This window comes from Marinobacter sp. P4B1 (assembly GCF_001447135.1).
GTDB lineage: Bacteria > Pseudomonadota > Gammaproteobacteria > Pseudomonadales > Oleiphilaceae > Marinobacter > Marinobacter vinifirmus.
Genome location: NZ_LLXM01000006.1, coordinates 22,298 through 38,664 on the forward strand (window position 1 = coordinate 22,298; position 16,367 = coordinate 38,664).

Genomic DNA, 16,367 nt, shown 5'->3' on the forward strand with positions numbered 1-16,367 from the left:
GTTCCTGTCTGATTAGAAGCCCATGGCGGATGAAGTGCTTCGCCTGGGATCGGCGCCGCCGAACAGGGTACCGTCTTCGCCGACCATGATGCTCTGAATGGCGCCCATGGCGGTACTGGTATTCACCACATGGCCCCGGGACTCAAGCAATTCGATAGTGTCCTGGCTGATGCCCTGTTCGATGCGAATCTCATCCGGCAGCCACTGATGGTGCATGCGCGGGGCGCTGACGGCAGTCTGTATGTTCATATTATGGTCGATCACATTCATCACTACCTGCAAGGTGGTGGTGATAATACGAGAGCCGCCCGGGCTGCCGGTGACCAGAACATTCTTGCCGTCTTTACGCACGATGGTGGGCGACATGGAGCTGAGCATACGCTTGCCCGGTTCAATCTTGTTGGCTTCGCCACCAATCAGGCCGTAGGCGTTGGCAGCGCCCGGCTTGGCGCTGAAGTCGTCCATTTCATTGTTCAGCAGAAAGCCTGCGCCGGCCACGGTGATGCCGGAGCCGTAGCTGAAATTGATGGTGTAGGTGTTGGATACGGCATTGCCCCAACGGTCCACCACCGAGAAGTGGGTGGTTTCCGGGCTTTCAAATACTGCGGGCTGGCCGGGTTTGATCTCGAGGGAAGGGCGGGCCTTATCCGGGGCAATGCCTTTGCGCAGTTCTGCAGCGTAGTCTTTGCTGGTCAGCCCGGCCAGGGGCACCTCCACAAAGTCGGTGTCGCCCAGGTATTCGGCCCGGTCGGCGTAGGCCAGCTTCATGGCTTCGGCCATGTGGTGCAGGGTGTTGGCGGAATTGTGCCCCCATTCGCCAATGGGGAAGTGTTCAAGAATATTCAGGATCTGGACGATGTGGGTGCCGCCGGAAGAGGGCGGTGACATGGAGAAAATATCGTATCCCCGGTAATTACCCTGCACCGGCTGGCGGACCGCGGGCTGATAGCTGGCCAGGTCTTCCAGGGTAATCAGCCCTTCGCCGCGCTGCATTTCTTCCACAATCAGCCGGGCGGTTTCGCCCTGGTAAAAGCCCTCGATGCCCTGATCAGCAATGCGTTGAAGTGTAGCGGCCAGCTCCGACTGCCTGAACGTTTCCCCCGGCTGCGGTGCGGAGCCGTCTTCCTTATAGAAGGTATCGCGGGTGGCGGGCCAGCGTTGCAGGCGATCCCGCGCCTGTTCCAGCCCCTCGGTAAACCGGTGTGGAACCACAAAGCCGTCCCTGGCCAGGCGTATGGCCGGCGCCAGGGCTTCTTTCAGCGACAGGGTGCCATGGCGTTCAAGGGCCATGGCCAGGCCAGCCACGGTGCCGGGAACGCCCGCGGCTTTATGGCTGAACCGGCTGCGCTCGTTCACCACATTGCCGTCTTCATCCTGGAACATGGTTTCGGTAGCGGCCGCCGGCGCGGTTTCCCGGTAGTCGATGGCTTCCGGTGCGGAGCCATCGCCCGGTGCGTAGAGCAGAAAGCCGCCACCACCGATGTTGCCGGAGCGGGGCTGGGTGACAGCCAGGGCAAAGCCGGCGGTAACCGCAGCGTCTATGGCGTTACCACCGTTTTTGAGAACCTGCAGGGCCACTTCCGAGGCCAGTGTGTGGCTGGTGGCCACCATGCCCTGGGTGCCTTGAACGGGATAAAAGCGCTCGCCTTCCAGAATGGCCTGGTTGCTGGCTGCAGCAGCAGTGGTTGCAACTGCGAACAAGCTTGCGGCTGTAAGGCGCCACAGGCCCCTCAGAGGGATTTTCTTTAAAAGGCTGTGGTTGACTCTGTCCATGCGCTCACTCCTCGTTTCTGGCTTTCAGATAGGCTATCATAGCCGGTCATTTTTAACGGTGCGTTCCGATCGTTTGCCGCAAACTTTGTTTTGCCGGTTCCCCGTCGCACCCGCTTTCCCGGATTCAAGTTAAGGAAAGGCTTCATGGAGCATACCTATCGTCTTGTTATTTCCTGCCCGGACCGGGTAGGGATTGTTGCCAAGGTGAGTAATTTCCTGTCCACCTACAATGGCTGGATTACCGAGGCGAGCCACCACTCAGATACCCAGTCCGGCTGGTTCTTCATGCGGCACGAGATCAAGGCCGAATCGATTCCGTTCGGGCTGGACCAGTTCCGCGCAGCCTTCGAGCCGATTGCCCGCGAGTTCAACATGAACTGGCACATTGCCGATTCTGCCCGTCCCAAGCGGGTGATCCTGATGTGCAGCAAGGAATCCCACTGCCTGGCCGACCTGTTACACCGCTGGCACAGCAAGGAACTCAACTGCGAAATCGTGGCAGTTATCTCGAACCACGATGACCTGCGCCGGATGGTGGAATGGCATGACATTGCCTACCACCATGTGCCGGTAAGCAAGGAAAACAAGGCCGAAGCCTTCGCCCACATTGAAGATCTGTTCGCACAGTACGAAACCGATGTGGTGGTTCTGGCCCGTTATATGCAGATCCTGCCGGCTGACCTGTGTGAAAAGTACGCGGGCAAGGTGATCAATATCCACCACAGCTTCCTGCCGTCTTTCGCTGGTGCCCGGCCATACCACCAGGCTTACAGTCGTGGTGTGAAGCTGATTGGTGCAACCTGCCACTACGTAACCCAGGATCTTGATGAAGGCCCGATCATCGAGCAGGACGTTATTCGCATCAGCCATCGCGACTCCATCGAAGACATGGTTCGCCTGGGTAAGGACGTTGAGAAGAACGTACTGGCCCGCGGGCTCCGGTCGCATGTTGAAGACCGCGTGATTACCTATGAAAACAAGACCGTAGTGTTTGATTAAGGCTTTACCACAGTTGCCCCGGCGAGGGGTGGACTGTGGTATGCTTGGCGGCTTGTTGAAGAATAAATGTGGGTGCGGAAAAAGGCCCCGTAACGACTTCCAGATAACGCAAAGGAACCTTTCTCGATGGGTGAGTTAGCCAAAGAGATCCTGCCGGTCAATATTGAAGACGAATTGAAACAGTCCTACCTCGATTACGCCATGAGCGTTATCGTTGGCCGGGCCCTGCCGGATGTGCGCGACGGCCTCAAGCCGGTGCACCGGCGCGTTCTGTTCGCCATGTCCGAGCTGGGTAACGACTGGAACAAGGCGTACAAGAAGTCTGCCCGTGTGGTGGGTGACGTTATCGGTAAATACCACCCCCATGGCGACTCTGCGGTATACGACACCATCGTTCGTATGGCCCAGCCGTTTTCGCTGCGCTACCCGCTGGTTGATGGCCAGGGTAACTTCGGTTCCATCGACGGCGACAACGCGGCCGCCATGCGTTACACCGAAATCCGCATGGAGAAGATGGCGCACTCGCTGCTGGCGGACCTGGAAAAGGAAACGGTCGACTACGTAGACAACTACGACGGCACCGAGCGTATTCCGGAAGTCCTGCCCACCCGCGTACCGAACCTGCTGGTGAACGGCTCCTCCGGTATCGCCGTGGGTATGGCCACCAACATTCCGCCCCACAACCTGACCGAAGTCGTTAACGGCTGCCTGGCGCTGATTGATAACCCGGACCTGACCATCGATGAACTGATGGAATACATTCCGGGCCCGGATTTCCCGACCCAGGGCATCATTAACGGCCGTGCAGGCATTGTCGAGGCCTATCGCACCGGCCGTGGTCGTATCTACATTCGTGCCCGTCACGAGATCGAGCACGACAACAAGACCAACCGCGATGCGATCATCATCACCGAGCTGCCTTACCAGCTGAACAAGGCGAAGCTGATCGAGAAGATCGCCGAACTGGTCAAGGAAAAACGCCTTGAGGGCATCACCGAGCTGCGTGACGAGTCCAACAAGGAAGGTATCCGGGTTGTTATCGAACTGCGCCGTGGTGAAAACCCGGAAGTGGTGGTGAACAACCTGTTCGCCCACACTCAGCTGCAGACAGTGTTCGGCATCAATATGGTTGCGCTGCTGAACGGCGAGCCGAAGATCCTGAACCTGAAGCAGATGCTCGACGCCTTCGTGCGCCACCGTCGCGAAGTGGTTACCCGCCGGACCATCTATGAGCTGCGCAAAGCCCGTGAGCGTGGTCACATCCTGGAAGGCCTGACCGTAGCCCTGGCCAACATCGACGAGATGATCGAACTGATCAAGGCTTCTCCGAGCTCTGTTGAAGCCAAGGAAAAGCTGATGTCCAAGGGCTGGGCGCCCGGCGACGTCCTGGCCATGCTGGAACGTGCTGGTGAAGATGCCTGCCGCCCGGATGACCTGCCGGAATTCTACGGCCTGCGTGATGGCCTGTACTACCTGTCACCGGAGCAGACCCAGGCGATCCTGGACATGCGCCTGCACCGCCTGACCGGCCTGGAAACCGAAAAGCTCCAGAACGAGTACAAAGAAATCCTCGAGAAGATTGCCGGCCTGCTGGAAATCCTGGGTGATCCGGACCGCCTGATGCAGGTTATCCGTGAAGAACTGGAAGCTGTGGTGTCCGAGTTTGGTGACGAGCGCCGTACCGAAATCACCAGTTCCCAGCGTGACCTGACCATCGCAGACCTCATTGACGAAGAAGACCTGGTGGTCACCATTTCCCACAGCGGTTATGCCAAGACCCAGGCGGTTGAAGATTACCAGGCCCAGCGCCGTGGTGGTCGCGGTAAGGCTGCCACCTCGATGAAAGACGAAGACTTTATTGAGAAGCTGCTGGTCGCTAACTCCCACGATACCATTCTGTGCTTCTCCGACCGCGGCAAGGTGTACTGGCTGCGGGTATTCGAGATTCCCCGTGGCAGCCGTGGTTCCCGTGGTCGCCCGATGGTCAATATCCTGCCGCTGGACGAAGGTGAGCGTATTACCACCTTCCTGCCAGTGCGTGATTATCCGGAAGACCAGTTTGTACTGATGGCCACCTCTGCCGGTGTGGTCAAGAAAACCCCGCTGCCGAACTTCTCCCGTCCGCGCAGCAGTGGCCTGATTGCCCTGAACCTGGACGAAGGCGATACCCTGATTGGTGCAGCCATCACTGACGGTTCCGCCGAGGTAATGCTGTTCTCTACCGCCGGCAAAGCGGTGCGGTTCCGCGAGGACCAGGTGCGGCCCATGAGCCGGACTGCCCGTGGTGTGCGCGGTATCAAGATGCCGGAAGGCCACCATGTGGTGTCGCTGATTATTCCGCAGGACGGCGGCGTAATTCTCACCGCCAGTGAACACGGTTACGGCAAGCGTACCGCCATCGACGAATTCCCGGCCTACAGCCGTGGCAGTCAGGGCGTTATCGCCATGCAGTGCTCCGAGCGTAACGGCAACCTGGTAACCGCCCTGCAGCTGTTCGAAGGCGACGAGATGATGCTGATTTCGGACAAGGGCACGCTGGTGCGTACCCGTACCGATGAGGTCTCTGTACTCAGCCGGAACACCCAGGGTGTGCGCCTGATTCGCCTGGCGCAGGAAGACGAGCGCCTGGTGGGTGTTGAGCGGATTGCAGAATCTGATGATGACGATGCCGATGCGGAAGATACCGATGCGGGCGTTGACGTAGACGTTGAAGGCGAGGAAACCGAAGAATGAGCAGGGCGTTTAATTTCTGTGCGGGTCCGGCCACCTTGCCGGAGGCTGTGCTGAAGCAGGCTCAGAGCGAAATGCTCGACTGGCGCGGCACCGGCATGTCGGTGATGGAGATGAGTCACCGCAGTGACGAGTTTGTGGCGATTGCCGAAACGGCTGAAAAAGACCTTCGGGAACTTGCAGGAATATCAGACGATTACGCCGTACTCTTCATGCAGGGTGGAGCTTCCAGCCAGTTCTCTACCATCCCGCTGAACCTGCTCGGTGAAAAGACCTCTGCCGATTATGTGAACACCGGTATCTGGTCCAAGAAAGCCATCGCAGAAGCCAGCCGCTACGGCAACGTGAATGTGGTGGCCAGTTCTGAAGAGAGCGGTTTTACCACCATTCCGGACCAGGCGGTATGGACTACGAATGCCGATGCGGCGTACCTGCATTACACGCCGAACGAAACCATTGGTGGCCTGGAATACGATTTCATTCCGGACAGCGGCAAGTTGCCGCTGGTGGCGGACATGTCTTCCACCATGCTGTCGCGCCCTGTAGACATCAACAAGTTCGGGCTGATTTACGCCGGCGCCCAGAAGAACATCGGGCCGTCTGGCCTGGTGGTTGTGATTATCCGCAAGGACCTCCTGGGCAAGGCCCGCAAGGAAACGCCAACGATGATGAACTATCAGGTCATCGCCGATAACGATTCCATGTACAACACGCCGGCTACCTATTCCTGGTACCTGTCCGGCCTGGTGTTCAAGTGGCTGAAAGAGCAGGGCGGCGTGAAGGCCATGGGCGAGTTGAATGCCCGCAAGGCGAAGAAGCTGTACGACTTCATTGATACCAATGATTTCTATGCCAACCCGATCGAACCGCGTTTCCGTTCCTGGATGAACGTGCCGTTCACCCTGGCAGACGATGCTCTTAACGGTGAGTTCCTTAAAGGTGCTGAAGCCCGGCACCTGCTGAACCTGCAGGGCCATCGTTCGGTAGGCGGCATGCGAGCCAGCATCTACAACGCCATGCCGGAAGAGGGTGTGGATGCGTTGATTGCCTACATGGCGGAATTTGCGAAGGAGCGGGGCTGATCATGACGGACGAGAAGACCCGTCTGGGTGAGCTGCGGGATGAAATAGACAGCCTTGATCAGCAGATCATGAAGCTGATCAGCGCCCGTGCCAAATGCGCCCAGGAAGTGGCCAACGTGAAGATGGCAGCCAATCCGGGGCAGGATGTGTTCTTCTACCGTCCGGAGCGGGAAGCCCAGGTTCTGCGCCGTATCAAGGAGCAGAACCCGGGGCCTTTGCCGGCGGAAGAGATGGCCCGCCTGTTCCGGGAAATCATGTCGGCCTGCCTGGCCCTGGAAAAGCCGATGCATATCGCGTTCCTAGGCCCCCTGGGCACCTTCACCCAGGCTGCGGCGCTCAAGCATTTTGGCCATTCCGTGATCAGTGTTCCGCTGCCGGCTATTGATGCCGTGTTCCGTGAAGTGGAATCTGGTGCGGCCCAATACGGCGTGGTGCCGGTGGAGAACTCCACCGAAGGCATGGTTAACCACACGCTGGATATGTTTATTGGCTCATCGCTGAAAATCTGCGGTGAGGTGCAGTTGCGGATTCACCATCATTTGCTGGTCTCGCCCAAGCACAAAGACCAGGAAATCACCCGGATTTATTCCCACCAGCAGTCCTTTGCCCAGTGCCGCCAGTGGCTGGATACCCATCGTTACGGCATTGAACGGATTACCGTCTCAAGCAACGCAGAAGCGGCCCGCCGTGCGGCTGAAGAGCCGGGCGCTGCCGCGATTGCCGGTGATATGGCGGCAGAGCTGTACGGGCTGGAAAAGCTTTCCAACAGCATTGAAGACCGGCCAGACAACACCACCCGCTTCCTGATTATCGGCCAGGAAGAGGTGCCTGCCAGCGGCCAGGATAAGTCATCAGTGCTGGTGTCCATGCGGAACAAGCCGGGTGCGCTTTACGCCGTGCTGGAGCCCTTCCATCGCCATGGCATCAGTCTGACCCGTATTGAAACCCGTCCGTCGCCCAGTGGCACCTGGGCCTATGTGTTCTACATCGATTTCGAAGGGCACATGGACGACGAACAGGTTAAAAAAGTACTCGCTGAAATTGATCAGGAAGCTGTGGAGCTCAAACGCCTGGGCTCATACCCCATTGGTGTTCTCTGAGATTTCACAGACCGGAACCGGAGGAAAGTTGAATGGCAGTGGATTACCAGAGTCTTGCGGTGAAAGGTGTTCAGGCTCTGTCTCCGTATCAGCCGGGCAAGCCCATTGAGGAGCTGGCTCGTGAGCTGGGATTGAACCCCGCGGAGATTGTTAAACTGGCCAGCAACGAGAATCCCCTGGGGCCCAGTGACAAGGCAATGGCTGCCGCCCGTAAGGCGCTGGAAGAAATGTGCCTGTACCCGGACGGCAACGGTTTCGACCTGAAGCAGGCGCTTTCGAAGCGTTTCGGCCTGGGCATGAACCAGATCACGCTGGGCAACGGTTCCAACGATGTGCTGGAAGTGATCGCCCGCTGCTTTGCCGATAGCGACAGCGAAGTGGTGTTCTCCCAGTATGCCTTTGCCGTTTACCCGATTGTGACCCAGGCCATCGGGGCGAAGGGCGTTTCGGTACCTGCCAGGGATTGGGGCCATGACCTGGACGCCATGGCCGCTGCTGTAACAGACCGCACCAAGCTGGTGTTCGTGGCCAACCCGAATAACCCCACCGGAACCGTGCATGAAGCGGATGCCCTCGAAGCGTTCCTGGATCGCATTCCGGAACGGGTGCTGGTGGTTCTGGACGAAGCCTACTGCGAGTATCTGACCGGCGATGAATACCCGGACGGCATCAAGCTGCTGGCGCGATACCCGAACCTGATCGTCTGCCGCACCTTCTCCAAGGCCTGGGGGCTGGCAGCTCTGAGGGTTGGCTATGCCATCAGCTCGCCGGAAATTGCCGATATTCTCAACCGCGTGCGCCAGCCGTTTAATGTAGACACTGTCGCCCTGGCGGCTGCCACCGCGGTCCTGGAAGACGAAGCCTATCTGAACCGTTCCCGGGAAGTGAACGAAGCCGGGCTGCGCCAGCTGTACGAAGGCTTTGACCGGATGGGCCTGCCTTACATTCCCTCCGCCGGCAATTTCGTGGCGGTAGAAGTGGGCGAGCAGGCGGCCGGTGTGTACCAGGCCCTGCTGGCGCACGGGGTTATTGTGCGCCCGGTAGCCGGCTATGGCATGCCGTGTCACCTGCGGGTTTCTGTGGGCCTGCCGGAAGAGAACGATCGTTTTCTGGATGCTCTTGCCGAGGCGCTGGTATCAGCGGGTGAGGGAGGCTGATTTGGCAGCACCTGAGCCTGTTTTTCGTCGTGTTGCCGTTATAGGCCTGGGCCTGATCGGCGGTTCCCTGGCCAGCGCAATGCGCAAGTACCGGCTGGCCGGTACCGTGGTGGGATTCGACCGCAAAGCGGAAGATGCGGCTTTGGGGGTTGAACTCGGCGTTATTGACGAGGCCGCTGAAAGTGTTGAGCAGGCGGTGCAGGGCAGTGACCTTATCGTGCTGGCGGTTCCGGTGCGGGCTACCCGGGCTGTGCTCGAACAGATTCAGCCGTTTCTTGCAGATGATGCCTTGCTGACCGACGTCGGAAGCACCAAGTCGAGCTTTGTTGCGGATGTGGAGGCCGTTTTCGGCACCTTACCCGCAAATGTCATTCCCGGGCATCCCATTGCCGGCTCAGAGAAGAGCGGTATTCGCGCGGCTAACCCGGAACTGTTTGCCCACCATAAAGTCATCCTGACGCCAGCCGAAAGCGCGATTCCTTCGGGTGTCAGCAGGCTCACGGCACTGTGGGAGGGCACCGGAGCTACGGTGCTGACCATGTCTGTGGCCTATCATGACGAAGTGCTGGCGGCTACCAGCCATTTGCCGCACCTGATCGCTTTCTCGCTGGTGGACACGCTGGCGGGTGAAGACGAGAATATGGACATCTTCCGGTACGCGGCCGGCGGTTTCCGGGACTTTACCCGGATTGCGGCTAGCGATCCGGTCATGTGGCACGACATTTTCCTGTCAAACCGCGATGCGGTTCTGCGGGTGATCGACCATTTTACCCAGGACCTCGACCAGCTTCGGTCTGCCATCGCCGCCGGTGATGGCGCTACGCTGCTTCGGGTATTCAGTCGCGCCAAGGCGGCGCGTGAACATTTTTCCAAGATGCTTTCAGGGCAGGCTTACGTGACGAATAACAGTGACAAGCAGGTGACTTTCCTAATGCAACCCGGCGGTTCTGTCCGGGGTGATATCCGGGTGCCGGGTGACAAGTCCATGTCTCACCGCTCCATCATGCTGGGTGCCCTGGCTGAGGGAATTACCGAGGTTAAGGGTTTCCTGGAAGGCGAAGACAGCCTGGCGACTTTGCAGGCGTTTCGGGATATGGGTGTAACGATTGAAGGCCCGGAAGACGGGTTTGTCCGCATCCACGGTGTTGGCATGAACGGCCTGCAGGCGCCTAGGGGCCCGCTGTATCTGGGCAATTCCGGTACTGCGATGCGTTTGTTTGCCGGCCTGCTGGCTGCGCAGCCGTTTGACTCCGAACTCTCCGGGGATACCAGCCTGTCCAAGCGCCCAATGGGCCGAGTAGCCGACCCGTTGCGCGCCATGGGTGCGGTGATTGATACCGCAGAAGGTGGGCGTCCGCCCCTGAAGATCCGGGGCGGGCAGCACCTCACTGGTATTCACTACGACATGCCGGTGGCCAGTGCCCAGGTGAAGTCGTGCCTGTTGCTGGCAGGGCTGTACGCCGAAGGTGTGACCTCCGTAACCGAGCCAGCTCCTACCCGCGACCATACTGAGCGCATGCTGCAGGGTTTCGGCTACCACGTGCATCGTGATGGCGCCACTGCCAGCGTTACCGGCGGTGGCAAGCTGACTGGCGGTGCAATCGATGTGCCGGCGGATATTTCCTCGGCAGCGTTCTTCCTGGTGGCGGCAAGTATTGCCCCGGATTCCGACCTGACCCTGCGCCATGTCGGTATGAACCCGACCCGTGTTGGTGTGATCAATATTCTGCGCCAGATGGGCGCGGATATTGAGGTACTGGAAGAACGGGTGATTGGTGGCGAGCCGGTGGCTGACTTGCGGGTTCGCTCCGCGAGCCTGAAGGGTATTGATATCCCGGAAGACCAGGTGCCGCTGGCCATTGACGAGTTCCCTGTGCTGTTCATTGCTGCCACCTGTGCCGAGGGTCGCACCGTGCTGCGCGGCGCCGAGGAATTGCGGGTGAAGGAAAGCGACCGTATTCAGGTGATGGCTGACGGCCTGGCTGCGCTGGGCGTGGAAACCACGGTAACGCCGGATGGCATCATTATTGACGGCGGCCAGACAATAGGTGGCGGCACCATCGAAAGCCATGAAGATCACCGGATTTCCATGTCGTTTGCCGTTGCATCGTTGCGGGCTAACGGCCCGATCCGTATCAACGATTGTGCGAACGTGGCTACCTCGTTCCCGGGCTTCGTTGAGCTGGCAAAGCAGACAGGAATTCAGATCAGTACAGAAGGTGTTCAGTAATGACCCAGACCAAGGCTCCGGTAATCGCCGTTGATGGCCCGGGCGGTTCCGGCAAAGGCACCATCACCCAGATGCTGGCCAGGAAACTGGGCTGGCACCTGCTGGACAGTGGCGCGCTCTACCGCCTGACTGCCCTGGCGGCAACCCGGCAGGGCGTTGCTCTGGACGATGAAGCCGGGCTGGTGAAAGTGGCGGCGACCCTGGATGTGGCGTTCGAGCCGACCGGGGAAGGGCACCCGGTTAAAGTGGTTCTGGCCGGCGAGGATGTCACCTCGGAAATCCGTACCGAAACCTGTGGTGATAACGCCTCGAAGGTTGCGGTTATGCAGCCGGTTCGCGATGCCCTGCTGCAGCGGCAACGGGATTTTCGCCAGTTACCGGGCCTGGTGGCAGACGGCCGTGATATGGGAACCGTGGTGTTCCCGGACGCGCCGGTCAAGATCTTCCTGACCGCCAGCGCCGAAGAACGGGCCAGGCGACGCTACAACCAGTTGATGCAAGCGGGTGTCGATGTTAATATTGACGCCCTTTTGGAAGAGATACGGGTACGTGACGAGCGGGATATGAACCGTTCAGCGGCCCCTCTCAAGCCTGCAGATGATGCGCAAGTCATTGATTCTACGGGTTTGAGTATAGAAGAGGTGTTAGACAGGTGTATGGCCGCAGCAGGTCAGGCCTGACTACACCTTTTTGTCGTTGGAATGCCGGAAGCAGCGCAAATTGCCAGCCGCTGGCTGATTCCGGAAATCACTAACAGACCGTGTTGCTGGCGGCACGGAGCACACTTGCGTTGATCATATAGGGCACATAATGAGCGAGAGCTTTGCGGATCTTTTCGAAGAAAGTTTGAAAGAAATCGATATGCAACCGGGTTCCATTGTTCAGGGAACCGTTGTAGACGTCGATAACGACTGGGTCACCGTTAACGCCGGACTGAAGTCCGAAGGCGTTATCCCCGCCTCCCAGTTCCTGAACGAAAAAGGCGAGTTGGAAGTAGCTGTCGGCGACGTTGTCGATGTGGCTCTCGATGCAGTTGAAGACGGTTTCGGTGAAACCCGTCTGTCCCGTGAGAAGGCCAAGCGCGCTGAAGCATGGAAGGTACTCGAGAAGTCCTTCGAAGCTGAAGAAGTTGTTAAGGGTATCATCAACGGTAAGGTCAAGGGTGGTTTCACTGTTGATCTGGCTGGCATCCGTGCCTTCCTGCCGGGTTCCCTGGTAGACGTTCGTCCGGTTCGCGACACTGCGCACCTGGAGAACAAAGAACTCGAGTTCAAGGTTATCAAGCTGGACCAGAAGCGTAACAACGTGGTTGTTTCCCGCCGCGCCGTTCTGGAAGCTGAAAACAGCGAGCAGCGTGAAGCTCTGCTGGAAACCCTGACCGAAGGTCTGGAAATCAAGGGTATCGTCAAGAACCTGACCGACTACGGCGCGTTCGTAGATCTGGGCGGTGTTGACGGCCTGCTGCACATCACTGATATGGCCTGGAAGCGCATCAAGCATCCGAGCGAAATCGTGAATGTGGGCGACGAAATCAATGTTAAGGTCCTGAAGTTCGATCGCGAGCGTAACCGCGTATCCCTGGGCCTGAAGCAGCTGGGCGAAGATCCGTGGGTCGACATCAAAGGTCGTTACCCGGAAAGCTCCAAGGTTACTGCACGCGTAACCAACCTGACTGACTACGGCTGCTTTGCCGAGCTGGAAGAAGGTGTGGAAGGTCTGGTTCACGTATCCGAAATGGATTGGACCAACAAGAACATCCACCCGTCCAAGGTTGTTCAGGTAGGTGACGAAGTTGAAGTGATGATCCTGGATATCGACGAAGAGCGTCGTCGTATCTCCCTGGGTATCAAGCAGTGCGTATCCAACCCGTGGGAAGACTTCTCCAGCAACTTCAACAAGGGTGACCGCATCTCCGGTAAGATCAAGTCAATCACTGACTTCGGTATCTTCATCGGTCTGGATGGCGGCATCGACGGCCTGGTTCACCTGTCCGATATCAGCTGGAACGAGACTGGCGAAGAAGCCGTTCGCGAGTACAAGAAGGGCGACGAAGTTGAAACCGTTATCCTGTCTGTTGATCCCGAGCGTGAGCGTATCTCTCTGGGCATCAAGCAGCTGGAAAGCGATCCGTTTGCCGAGTTCGTTCAGCTGAACGACAAGGGCTCCATCGTTAAGGGTACTGTTTCTGCAGTTGACGCCAAAGGCGCCACCATTGCCCTGAACGAAGAAGTTGAAGCGGTACTGAAGGCTTCCGAAATCAGCCGTGACCGCGTAGAAGACGCGCGTAACGTTCTGAAGGAAGGCGAAGAAGTTGAAGCGAAGATCATCAGCATCGATCGCAAGAACCGCGTCATCAACCTGTCTGTTAAGTCCAAAGACGTAGAGGACGACAAGCAGGCCCTGGAAAATGTACGCAGCAAGGCTGCTGAGTCCTCAGGTGCCACCACTATCGGTGACCTGATCAAGGAACAGATGCAGCAGCAGAACGCCAACAAGGAATAAAATTCCGATTGGTGTCAAAAAAACGGGCTCTAAGAGCCCGTTTTTTTTGTGTTTTTTTCTGGTTTGGCTAAACTAGAGGCATTGGAATCCGGTAAGTGACCACGGAATAATAACGACAGAGGGAAACGCCTCATGACGAAGTCCGAACTGGTAGAACTGATTGCCTCGAAGCAGACTCAGCTCTCCGTCAAGGATGTTGAGCTCGCGGTTAAAACGGTCATCGAGCATATGTCCCAGGCTCTTGCTGATGGTCAAAGAATTGAAATCCGGGGGTTTGGTAGCTTTTCCCTGCATCACCGGGAAGCCCGCACCGGTCGCAACCCGAAAACCGGGGAAGCGGTTCAATTGCCTGCCAAGTTTGTGCCCCACTTCAAGCCTGGTAAAGAGTTGCGTGAGCAGGTGAACGACAGTCTGAAAAAAGGCTTCTGAACCACGCCCGCACTGATCAAAGGACACCGTAGCATCGGGCGATTTGCCCGTCTGGAGCGCAAACGACATGGCTGGACTGCAGAAGATCCTTATCACCGTTCTGGTTCTGCTTCTTATATTGTTGGCGCTGGTGTTTTCGCTCAACAACCAGATGGCGGTCTCGCTCAATTTCCTGTTGTTTGAGACCCAGCCTCACGGTGTGGCAGTCTGGATTATCATGTCCTTCGTGATTGGCGCGCTGATTGGCGTGCTGATTACCATGCTCGCAACATTCCGTACCTCGGTATCTCGCCGTAACCTTCAGAAACGACTTGATCGTGCCGAGCAGGCACTTGAAAAATCCAGGGCCGAAAACGACCGGACGCTGTAATGGATATGGTGTTTAACTGGCTGCTTCTGACAGTAGCGGTTGCCGCCGGCTGGGTCGTTGGGCGCTACAGTAAGCAGCGCCATCGTTCCCGCAAGAGCATTGATAACGAAGATTCGGTTCGGGATCGTCTGCAGTTTCTCTTTACCAACTATTCTGACCAAGCGGTCGAAAACTTTGTGCAGTCCCTGGCTGTTAACCGGGATACCGTCAGCCTTCATCTCTCTATTGGCAGCCACTTCCGCAACAAGGGCGAAACCGACCGGGCGATTCTGATACACCAGAACCTGCTTGCCCGTCCGGAGCTGCCGGCACGCTACACCCCCCAGGTTACCTTTGAACTGGCCATGGATTACCTGAACGCCGGTCTCCTTGACCGGGCCGAGGCGCTGTTTCACCAGTTAATGGGCGATCGCGAGTACGGCCGCCGGGCTGCCCAGGAACTAATCGAGCTGTACCAGCAGGAACGGGAATGGGAGAAAGCCGCCCAGGTGGCCCAGACGCTGACCCGCTCCGATGCTGACCCCGCCATGTTCAAGACACTGGCCTACATAACCTGCGAACTGTCCGATGCGGCTCTGAACAAAGACGACCGCTGGACATCCCAGAAGCTGGCCAAGGAAGCCCTCGATTACGATCGCTCCTGTGTCAGAGCGACCCTTCTGCTGATGAAAATGCAGATACGCCAGGGCAACTACCGGGAGGCCGGCAATCAAAGCCTGAAAGTGTTCGAGCAGAATCCGGACTTTGGCCCGGAAGCCGTGGACCGTCTGATGAAATTAGAGCGGGAGCATGGCGACGTAGGCCGGTTGGCGAAGAAACTGCGCAAACTCTACGAGCAATATCCCGGCACCAGTTTGCTGCTGGCGCTGGTAGAATCCGTCGAGCGCTCGGCAGGGCGCCCGGCAGCGATCGACCTGCTGCGCCAGGAGCTGGAACTCCGGCCCTCCGTTCGCGGCTTGCTGCGCCTGGTTGAAATTGCCGGATATGAAAAGGGCATGACCACCGATGAAGGCCGGTTGGTAAGCCGGATAGGGCACCTGATCCTCGCCAACCGGCCAGTATACCGCTGCGTAAGCTGCGGTTTCTCCGGCCAGCAACTGCACTGGTTGTGCCCGAGCTGCAAGCAATGGGAAACCGTCAGGCCCATTCAGGGCGTCGAAGCGGAATAACGAACTTAATTTACCGAATGCGGAACTCTACTGTGCAAACCCTTAACGACCCGAAAATCATCGTCGCCCTGGACTTTCCCTCCCAAGACCCTGCGCTGGCCCTCGCTGACCAGCTCGACCCAGCTAAATGCCGCCTGAAAGTTGGCAAGGAACTGTTCACCCGCTCCGGCCCGGAACTGGTCAAGTCGCTGCAGGGCAGGGGCTTTGACGTGTTCCTGGACCTGAAATTCCACGACATCCCGAACACCACTTCAGCCGCCGTTGCTGCGGCAGCCGACCTGGGCGTCTGGATGGTGAACGTGCACGCCTCCGGCGGGGAAAAAATGATGGTGGCCTGCCGCGAGCGCCTGGAGTCCTTCGGTGCCGACAAGCCCTTGCTGATTGCCGTTACCGTGCTTACCAGCATGTCTGACGCCGACCTCGCCGGCATCGGCATCACCGACTCCGCCGAAGCCCAGGTATCCCGCCTGGCAGCCCTCACCAGGAACTGCGGCCTGGATGGCGTCGTCTGCTCCGCCCAGGAAGCCTCGCGCCTGAAAGCCGAGCAGGGTGCCGACTTCCAGCTAATCACCCCGGGAATCCGCCCCCTGACTGCCGACAAAGGCGACCAGCAACGCATCATGACCCCAACCGATGCCCTCAAAGCCGGCTCCGACTACCTCGTCATCGGCCGCCCCATTACCCAGGCATCCGACCCCCTGGCTGCCTTGGAGGCTATTCACGCTGAGGTGGTGTCAGTCTGACTTCGGTTGTGGTGTCGACTCCGCAGCTAGCCTGCCGTTTATGGTGATCGGGGGTGTGGGGGCTGGCTCCCAAAAACCGCTCC

13 protein-coding genes are annotated in these 16,367 nt (G+C 58.3%); 12 read left to right on the top strand and 1 reads right to left on the bottom strand.

The window, feature by feature from the left end; translation table 11 throughout:
- Window positions 1–12: 12 nt before the first annotated feature.
- Complete coding sequence (gene ggt / locus AQ621_RS04590; RefSeq protein WP_058340478.1) at window positions 13–1,773, bottom strand: gamma-glutamyltransferase; 1,761 nt, start codon at window positions 1,771–1,773, stop codon at window positions 13–15.
- A 144-nt stretch (window positions 1,774–1,917) separates the two neighbouring features.
- On the opposite strand from ggt, the gene purU reads away from it, so the two are divergent.
- The 12 genes from purU (at window position 1,918) to pyrF (ending at window position 16,284) form a co-directional block, all read left to right on the top strand.
- Window positions 1,918–2,772 (top strand): formyltetrahydrofolate deformylase, encoded by an 855-nt coding sequence (purU, locus tag AQ621_RS04595; RefSeq protein ID WP_058340479.1) that lies wholly within the window; start codon window positions 1,918–1,920, stop codon window positions 2,770–2,772.
- Between the two features lie 126 nt (window positions 2,773–2,898).
- Entirely contained in the window at window positions 2,899–5,505 is a 2,607-nt protein-coding gene (gene gyrA / locus AQ621_RS04600; protein ID WP_058340480.1) for a DNA gyrase subunit A, read from the top strand.
- Window positions 5,502–6,584 (top strand): 3-phosphoserine/phosphohydroxythreonine transaminase, encoded by a 1,083-nt coding sequence (gene serC / locus AQ621_RS04605; protein ID WP_058340481.1) that lies wholly within the window; start codon window positions 5,502–5,504, stop codon window positions 6,582–6,584. The genes gyrA and serC overlap by 4 nt, the downstream gene beginning before the upstream one ends.
- A 2-nt stretch (window positions 6,585–6,586) precedes the next feature.
- A complete protein-coding gene (gene pheA, locus AQ621_RS04610; RefSeq protein ID WP_058340482.1) occupies window positions 6,587–7,684 on the top strand; it encodes a prephenate dehydratase in 1,098 nt (365 codons plus the stop codon).
- Between the two features lie 32 nt (window positions 7,685–7,716).
- Window positions 7,717–8,841 carry a histidinol-phosphate transaminase gene (gene hisC, locus AQ621_RS04615; RefSeq protein ID WP_058340483.1) on the top strand — a complete coding sequence of 375 codons (1,125 nt, stop codon included), beginning with the start codon at window positions 7,717–7,719 and terminating at the stop codon, window positions 8,839–8,841.
- On the top strand, window positions 8,798–11,071 hold the full coding sequence (locus tag AQ621_RS04620; RefSeq protein ID WP_058340588.1) for a bifunctional prephenate dehydrogenase/3-phosphoshikimate 1-carboxyvinyltransferase: 2,274 nt from the start codon (window positions 8,798–8,800) through the stop codon (window positions 11,069–11,071). Before hisC ends, AQ621_RS04620 begins: the two co-directional genes overlap by 44 nt.
- Window positions 11,071–11,751, top strand: a complete 681-nt coding sequence (cmk, locus tag AQ621_RS04625) for a (d)CMP kinase (protein ID WP_022990023.1) — start codon at window positions 11,071–11,073, stop codon at window positions 11,749–11,751. The genes AQ621_RS04620 and cmk overlap by 1 nt, the downstream gene beginning before the upstream one ends.
- A gap of 130 nt (window positions 11,752–11,881) precedes the next feature.
- Complete coding sequence (gene rpsA, locus AQ621_RS04630; RefSeq protein ID WP_022990024.1) at window positions 11,882–13,573, top strand: 30S ribosomal protein S1; 1,692 nt, start codon at window positions 11,882–11,884, stop codon at window positions 13,571–13,573.
- 132 nt (window positions 13,574–13,705) lie between these two features.
- A complete protein-coding gene (locus AQ621_RS04635) occupies window positions 13,706–14,002 on the top strand; it encodes an integration host factor subunit beta (protein ID WP_022990025.1) in 297 nt (98 codons plus the stop codon).
- Window positions 14,003–14,069: 67 nt separating this feature from the next.
- Complete coding sequence (locus AQ621_RS04640) at window positions 14,070–14,372, top strand: LapA family protein (protein WP_058340484.1); 303 nt, start codon at window positions 14,070–14,072, stop codon at window positions 14,370–14,372.
- On the top strand, window positions 14,372–15,541 hold the full coding sequence (gene lapB / locus AQ621_RS04645; protein ID WP_058340485.1) for a lipopolysaccharide assembly protein LapB: 1,170 nt from the start codon (window positions 14,372–14,374) through the stop codon (window positions 15,539–15,541). The genes AQ621_RS04640 and lapB overlap by 1 nt, the downstream gene beginning before the upstream one ends.
- A gap of 17 nt (window positions 15,542–15,558) precedes the next feature.
- Window positions 15,559–16,284, top strand: coding sequence for an orotidine-5'-phosphate decarboxylase (gene pyrF / locus AQ621_RS04650; protein WP_058340486.1), 726 nt, complete (start codon window positions 15,559–15,561; stop codon window positions 16,282–16,284).
- Window positions 16,285–16,367: the final 83 nt, after the last annotated feature.

Excerpts from the sequence above, each read along its gene's own strand:
- gyrA (WP_058340480.1), top strand. The coding sequence starts at position 2,899 with ATGGGTGAGTTAGCCAAAGAGATCCTGCCGGTCAATATTGAAGACGAA.
- purU (WP_058340479.1), top strand. The coding sequence starts at position 1,918 with ATGGAGCATACCTATCGTCTTGTTATTTCCTGCCCGGACCGGGTAGGG.
- lapB (WP_058340485.1), top strand. The coding sequence starts at position 14,372 with ATGGATATGGTGTTTAACTGGCTGCTTCTGACAGTAGCGGTTGCCGCC.
- cmk (WP_022990023.1), top strand. The coding sequence starts at position 11,071 with ATGACCCAGACCAAGGCTCCGGTAATCGCCGTTGATGGCCCGGGCGGT.
- hisC (WP_058340483.1), top strand. The coding sequence starts at position 7,717 with ATGGCAGTGGATTACCAGAGTCTTGCGGTGAAAGGTGTTCAGGCTCTG.
- pyrF (WP_058340486.1), top strand. The coding sequence starts at position 15,559 with ATGCGGAACTCTACTGTGCAAACCCTTAACGACCCGAAAATCATCGTC.
- ggt (WP_058340478.1), bottom strand. The coding sequence starts at position 1,773 with ATGGACAGAGTCAACCACAGCCTTTTAAAGAAAATCCCTCTGAGGGGC.
- AQ621_RS04635 (WP_022990025.1), top strand. The coding sequence starts at position 13,706 with ATGACGAAGTCCGAACTGGTAGAACTGATTGCCTCGAAGCAGACTCAG.
- serC (WP_058340481.1), top strand. The coding sequence starts at position 5,502 with ATGAGCAGGGCGTTTAATTTCTGTGCGGGTCCGGCCACCTTGCCGGAG.
- pheA (WP_058340482.1), top strand. The coding sequence starts at position 6,587 with ATGACGGACGAGAAGACCCGTCTGGGTGAGCTGCGGGATGAAATAGAC.
- AQ621_RS04640 (WP_058340484.1), top strand. The coding sequence starts at position 14,070 with ATGGCTGGACTGCAGAAGATCCTTATCACCGTTCTGGTTCTGCTTCTT.
- rpsA (WP_022990024.1), top strand. The coding sequence starts at position 11,882 with ATGAGCGAGAGCTTTGCGGATCTTTTCGAAGAAAGTTTGAAAGAAATC.
- AQ621_RS04620 (WP_058340588.1), top strand. The coding sequence starts at position 8,798 with ATGCTCTTGCCGAGGCGCTGGTATCAGCGGGTGAGGGAGGCTGATTTG.